This is a genomic window from Paraglaciecola mesophila KMM 241 (assembly GCF_000315015.1).
Classification (GTDB): domain Bacteria; phylum Pseudomonadota; class Gammaproteobacteria; order Enterobacterales; family Alteromonadaceae; genus Paraglaciecola; species Paraglaciecola mesophila.
Genome location: NZ_BAEP01000015.1, coordinates 1 through 6316, shown reverse-complemented (window position 1 = coordinate 6316; position 6316 = coordinate 1). Strand labels below are relative to the sequence as shown.

The window sequence follows — 6316 nt, the reverse complement described above, 5'->3', positions numbered from 1 at the left end:
TGTGTGCCTTGCAACTGATCATTTTCCAATTGAGTTTTGTTTTGTGCAGCGTTTTAGTCAACGTAAGTGCATTACCGATTCTGCTCAACCATTATTCACAGCTCGAATTATACTATGGCCGCTTGCTATGAAGCACCATGCCAGCGGTGAGTTTCGCCCTTTACCGACTCAGTGTTATGGAGGGCTTAATGATGAATAATTCACAAGTCACCTTATCAGCTAAATCAGTAACTCGTCTAAACCAATGGAAACGTGGTATTCAGAGCGAATATGAGCCTTTTCTAACAGTAAGAAAGGTCAACAAAGTTGGCAGAAGACACTGGGTGTATTGCCCAGTTCAAAACCGTGAAGTTCATTTGCTGAGTGATGGCGAATTAAGAGCATACAAAATTTTGCTTTCAATGCCTGAGACGTGCGCAGTGAGAGAACAATATGCACTCGACATTGATGACACGATGGTGATAGCTGCAGAGCTTGGATACTTGCACCCACGCAATTACAAAACTCGCGAAGCGACTGTGATGACGACTGATTTTGTTGTCGACCGTAAAGTCGTCGGAAAAATGCAGCGAGTCGCCTACACGTTCAAATATACCAGCCAAATGTTCGAAGATGAAAATGGTTCAACACCTGGTCCTAAGTTCTGGCGAACCTTTCAAAAGTTCGAAATTGAGCGTCAATACTGGGCGCGCAGGGGAGTAAAGTACCGAATCATTACAGAAAAACACGCGACCAAGGAGCATTTTTGGAATTTACGGTTTTGTGAAGACTGTCGTGACATGGAAGTCGATGATGGGCTGTTAGGAATATTCATCGATGCTTTATATTCTCAATGGGACCGTTGTAGAACCAAGCAATTGCAAGTGTTATGTACAGAGTTGGGAAGGTTAATTGGCATCTCTGCGACACAGGCAATGCGCCTTTTTAAGTTTGGTGTATATCACTCGTATATCCTGATTTCACAAGATTCTCACCTGCGCCCATTCCGTCCTGTGCAACTGTTGCCATTTGAATAAGGAGAGGCGCAGATGTTGTATGCAGGGTTGCACCTATTTAATGACAGTAAGCAGCATTCGTTTTATATCTGCCATGTCAGTCATTGTGGGAAATGGTTTGCGATAGCGAATATGAATGAGGCATTTAATGCAATTCATCCACCGAAGCCAGAAAAAGTTCACCGAGAGGCGCTTTTAAACAGAGTTTCAAAACTGAAGTTATCAAAGCAACGATATTCATTTCCACCAGAAATGACGTTTTCCGATGTCTCACTTAAGGAGCTTCAACGTGCTAAGTGGATCCACAAGCGTGACGAAAAATATCGAAGAATAGCGCCATTGTGCTCAGAAGTGATGCTCAATAAGTATCTTTACGGTGATGGTGTCAGCAAAGAAATTGATAGAATGATCCCATTAACAGAAAGCTGGAACAGCCGTGGAGCCTTTTATAATGCGCTAAATCGTTTCATAACATTTGGTTGCAATGAAAATGCATTATTACCCTTCAATTTAAAGAACGTGGGCTCTAATTATCGCCATTTCGAAAAACCATCTGAGGTGGTAATAAAGCGTGGCCGTGGGAAAGCAGATAATTCCCTTTCACGCTCTAAAAGTCGCGGTATAACCAATCAAGATAAGAAAAACATTTTGAAAACAGTGCGCCGGATAAAAGGAAAATTTTCACTGAAAATGGCACACGAAAAATACCAAGATGAATTCGAACGAAGTGAGTTGCAACGGAAAGTCGGGTGCGATACGTCAGTCTATTTTCATCCACATCCTAAGGAAGAATGTATCTCTTACCAGCAATTCCAATACCACTTGAAACAATTAGTTAGTCCTGAGCTGCTCATCAAGAAGGCTGTTGGTCAACTGAGATTCGATAAAGATTTTAAGGCTAAGCAGGGCAGTAGTCTGGATGGTGTACTTGGAGCTACCGACCGATATGAAATCGATGCCACCGTGTTAGATCTATATGTACGCTACCCCTATGACAAATCGGGAAGGTTTACGATGGGTCGACCCGTGCTGTACATAGTCATTGATGTCTATTCAACAATGATCACCGGGTTTTATTTGGGGTTCGATGGGCCAAACTGGTCTGGTGCCGCCCAAGCTCTTGTTAATGCGTGCACAGATAAAGTGGAGTTTGCTGCAAAATTCGGGGTAAATCTTGAAGAAAACGACTGGCCAGCAAAACATATCCCTCGTCAAATCACGGTCGACAATGGAAATGAGTATCCCAATGCATTAATCGCAAGTGTCCTCAAGGCTGAGCTTGGTGTAGAAGCGTTTAACTTTACTGCAATTTACAGAGGGGATGCTAAAGGTACTGTAGAGGGTACGTTTAACGTGTTGAACAACACGATGGTGCATCACCAACCTGGCTCTATTTTTAAAGACATTGATAGAGGTGAGCAGCACCCTTCAAATCAATCTCTTTACTCTTACGAGGAAGTGGTAGGGAAGCTAATCCATGAGATTATTTATCATAATAACTCGGCGGAAAGGCTCAGCAAATTTAATTGGCAGGCTGTTTTTGATGATATAGATGTCTCGCCACAAGCATTATTTCAACATAGCTTAGAAAAAGATATGGATGGTGGCAGGCCGACTACCTCAGAAGATATTGCAAGTGTTAACTGGGGGTTTCTGCCTGAAGAAAAAGCGACCGTTCAAAAAGACGGCGTGCGATTTCGCGGGATAATGTATTCATCCGAAGAGGCTGGACATCTTGGGTTTTTCAGTAAAGCTGCACATTCAGGAAGATACTCCATTACGGTAAAACGAGCACATCAAAACTGCAGCCATATTTGGCACAAAACTCCTAGTGGTCAATATATTCGATTTGATATTAAGAACGTCAACAATGGCTCTCCATTTTTAGACGCTCAGTGGGAAATAGCAGATCACTTATATGAATACTATAAGCAGAAACGATTTGATGCTGGAGAAGTAAAACGTCATCAGCGCGCCAAGCGCGATGGTGCCAATAAGCAAATTGAACGCAGTGCTCGCGAAGCAACAAACGGAATTCCACCGAGCAATCGTAAGTCAATGCAGCCAAATATTTCTGGCCGCCAAGAACACCAGAAAGAGATCAATCAGCAAAGAGAAGCAGAACAGTTTCAACAAAGCTTAGATGCTATGGAGCAGGACTTAGGTCGACTAGATGACGAAGGCTTGATTGATCTAGATGAAGAGTTTTACGGATAAGGAAATCTGAATGAGTAATGAAGCAATTTACAACAAACACCCCCTAGAAAGTTTAAGTGGAAATCCGCTAATCGAAGCACTGCACATCGAAATTGATGTCAATGCGTTGATAAAGCGAATGACGTGCAAAGTTGATAATGATGTAAATGTTATGGGGTTACCAAGTGTTTACAAAAACGCTTTGGTGCAAGAATTATCACTAATCCATGTGCCCCTGCCTCAATTCACCTCACTTTATAATAAGTGCGCAACGATGCTACTTACTTCTTATAAGCACCGAAACCCTGCGGGGGCTGAGTCAAACGCGCTGAAGCATAGCCTAGGAGAGCAGTTTCACAACAAGACAAAATTTTTGACAGCATTGCCAGTTCAACGAACGACGGCGCCAAGTATACTTTTGCATGGGGTATCCGGTACAGGTAAAACAACGGCTATTCGCAATGTCTTGTCGTGTTTCCAGCAAGTCATAGAGCATTCTCAATATGACAGCAAGTTCTTCAAACAAAGCCAACTAGTTTGGCTCTCTATTGATTTGCCTGCCACACCAAGCCTAAAAGCACTGGCCTTAAACTTTTTCCAGGCAGTCGATGAAGCGTGTGGTACCGATTATTACGACTGCTGGAAAGATAAAAACCGTCTTTCAGTCGACCAACATTTAAATGCTATGCGAATGACAGCTGAAAACCACTCGCTCGGCCTCATTCATATTGATGAAATGCAGTTCATGTTGAATTACGCGAAGAGCAAAGATGCTCCGAACATGACTGTGCTTGAAGCTTTGTTCAACAAAATCGGCATTCCTGTCTTACTAAGCTGTACAAGCGACGGTGTTTCATTATTTAGACCTGACATTCACAATGGCTTGTCACTCACCCCCAACATGACAACTACACGTCGCATGTGCAGCGACAGAGAGTTTCGCTTTAGTACTCATAAGCTTGACTCTGATTATTTCTGCTCGCTATTTCAAGCGCTTTTTCCTTGGGGTTTAACAGAACTAAGTGATGCAGATGTTGCACGGTTTAAAGAGGTATTCTTTTCTCTGAGCTGCGGACTGCCGGCTATCATGACGCGTCTTGCTAGGCTCTTTTATGAGCTCAAGTTTGAGCTAATGGACAAATCCACAAAGCAGCATCAACGTTATTCCGCTGACACTGAAATCAGGCTTCTTCGAAGTGTGTACAAAAACCAGTTCTCATTGATTAATCCTGCGATGCAAATGCTACGCCAAGGGATGCACGAGCAATATGAAAAATCTGTTAGATCGCATTCAAAAGTGAACCCTGCATTCACAAATAATGAGCAAAAAACAGCGAAAGCCGCTGCAAGGTCGACGGTACCGGAAGTGGTTAAAGGGGAGAAAATTATCAACCCCATCGAGGGGGACGATGATGTTTTAAAAGGTGACATCCCAACTGGATTCGCTAAGGAGGGCGCATGAAAAACACATTCTTTCCGCATCTCTTCCCTGGCGAACATGTTCTTTCAATGTTTGCGCGCAGATTGCGTTTTAATGTATTGCGAAGTGTTGAGGTCGAACAGCGAGCACTAACGAGTACAAATGTGTCACTCACTACCCAATCAATTTTATCACCAGCATTGCAAGTCGTACTTAAGAGCATTAATTGTGCTCAAGAACGGGAACGTATACTCAAAGAGCACTCCTTGATGGGGTTCTATTCTCATTCACTCAATCAAAAACATGTCAGAGATTATTTGAGAACAAAAGGGAAGGCTCAGCACCAAAAACTTAAAGCAGCACATTGTTCTAAATTAGCAAGCTCAAAAGCCTGGCGTTGGTGTAATGAATGTGTAAAAGAAGATACTTCAAATATAGGGGTTGCATATTGGCACGTAGCTCATCAGCTCCCAACAGCAATAACATGTCCAAAGCACACAACAAGTAAACTTCTTAATTCATGTAGCCAGTGCGGGTTCGCAATACGAGACTTGAAAAAGGTTTCGAACCCCTCAGAGTGCTGTTCGGTTTGTCGTTCGAAAATAACGCAGAGCACGAAAATATTGGGAGGCAATTTGAGGTGGGTTCAGGATCGAGGCTTAGAATTACACCGTTCTAGTGAAGGCATTCTCAACCCAGGATACAAATATGACATGAACCATGTAGTTGGTGCTTGCGTGAGTTTGTTAACTAAAGGTAAGCGACTTGGTTTAGTTCAAAAGCACATCCACTACCAACCATTATTTAGTGAATGGGCACTGAAGTCAGGCGCATCTTGCTTATTTGATGAAAACTTTTCTTTTGAGTATGACAACGCAGTTAGTCTTCACACAACTATAAATACACCAACTAAGGTGTCACCGCTATCACATTTACTTTGGCTTCGCTTTTTTGGTGTCGACTCGTTTGGAGAATTCAACCGATGGTAATGAATAGAATGGTGTTATTACCACGCGAAACGCTATATAGCTATATCGTGAGGAATTGGCTAATTTGTATAAACCCTTCTTCCCGGGAGTTCTTACATGAGTTCGTTGGTAAAGCGCATTGTCAGATGCACACGGCTTTTCCGAGCTATATTCCGCAAATTGCTCGATTAACAGAGGAAAGCGCGGACGTTCTTTTGCTGGAACATTCTCTGTTTCCCTATTTCTCTGCATTCTTGACTACAAACCGTAGAGAAGATTTAAGGGCGAAAATGTTGCACGGAATTACCGGGGCATTACAGAGTCAATTATCGCTTTTAGCCAACAGAATACCCCAAACACCAACGCTGAAATATTGCCCGCTCTGTGCAAATAATGATTTGGATCAATTTGGTGTGGCTTACTGGCATGTGAATCATCAACTTCCTTTCACTCAAACCTGCCCACTGCACGGGTGTAGGTTGCTTTCGATTTTGTATAAAAGAAGGGATTTAATACTGCCCCCTCAGTCGCAAAATGAGCTTTCAATAGGTGACGTACCTTCTGATAAAGAGCGGCTGTTCACATCGCTTAGCGATGAATTGTTAAGTCACAATGGGGCGGGGTTCGACCAAGCACGACTCGCAAAGTGCTATAGACATGGGCTAAGGCAAAGTGGCTTTTGTACTGATAAAGAATCGGTACATCAATTTAATTGGGCTATGGCAGTGAAAGCATTT

6 protein-coding genes are annotated in these 6316 nt (G+C 42.8%); all 6 read left to right on the top strand.

Annotated features, from left to right (window positions below; all coding sequences use genetic code 11):
• The coding region (locus GMES_RS22755; protein ID WP_226990242.1) for a hypothetical protein at window positions 1–199 on the top strand (199 nt) is incomplete at its 5' end.
• The gene (locus GMES_RS03965; protein ID WP_039986497.1) at window positions 189–1016 is read left to right on the top strand and encodes a TnsA endonuclease N-terminal domain-containing protein; all 828 of its coding nucleotides are present in this window, start codon (window positions 189–191) and stop codon (window positions 1014–1016) included. The genes GMES_RS22755 and GMES_RS03965, both read left to right, overlap by 11 nt.
• A gap of 12 nt (window positions 1017–1028) precedes the next feature.
• Complete coding sequence (locus GMES_RS03960) at window positions 1029–3212, top strand: TnsB C-terminal domain-containing protein (protein WP_006991286.1); 2184 nt, start codon at window positions 1029–1031, stop codon at window positions 3210–3212.
• 10 nt (window positions 3213–3222) lie between these two features.
• Entirely contained in the window at window positions 3223–4653 is a 1431-nt protein-coding gene (locus GMES_RS03955; protein ID WP_006991285.1) for an ATP-binding protein, read from the top strand.
• Entirely contained in the window at window positions 4650–5600 is a 951-nt protein-coding gene (locus GMES_RS21985) for a TniQ family protein (protein WP_006991284.1), read from the top strand. The genes GMES_RS03955 and GMES_RS21985 overlap by 4 nt, the downstream gene beginning before the upstream one ends.
• Window positions 5594–6316 (top strand): TniQ family protein (locus GMES_RS03945; RefSeq protein ID WP_039986493.1); only part of this gene is annotated, 723 nt, incomplete at its 3' end. The genes GMES_RS21985 and GMES_RS03945, both read left to right, overlap by 7 nt.

Bases quoted from the DNA above. Each gene is read 5' to 3' on its own strand.
- GMES_RS03965 (WP_039986497.1), top strand. From the start codon at position 189: ATGATGAATAATTCACAAGTCACCTTATCAGCTAAATCAGTAACTCGT.
- GMES_RS03960 (WP_006991286.1), top strand. From the start codon at position 1,029: ATGTTGTATGCAGGGTTGCACCTATTTAATGACAGTAAGCAGCATTCG.
- GMES_RS03955 (WP_006991285.1), top strand. From the start codon at position 3,223: ATGAGTAATGAAGCAATTTACAACAAACACCCCCTAGAAAGTTTAAGT.
- GMES_RS21985 (WP_006991284.1), top strand. From the start codon at position 4,650: ATGAAAAACACATTCTTTCCGCATCTCTTCCCTGGCGAACATGTTCTT.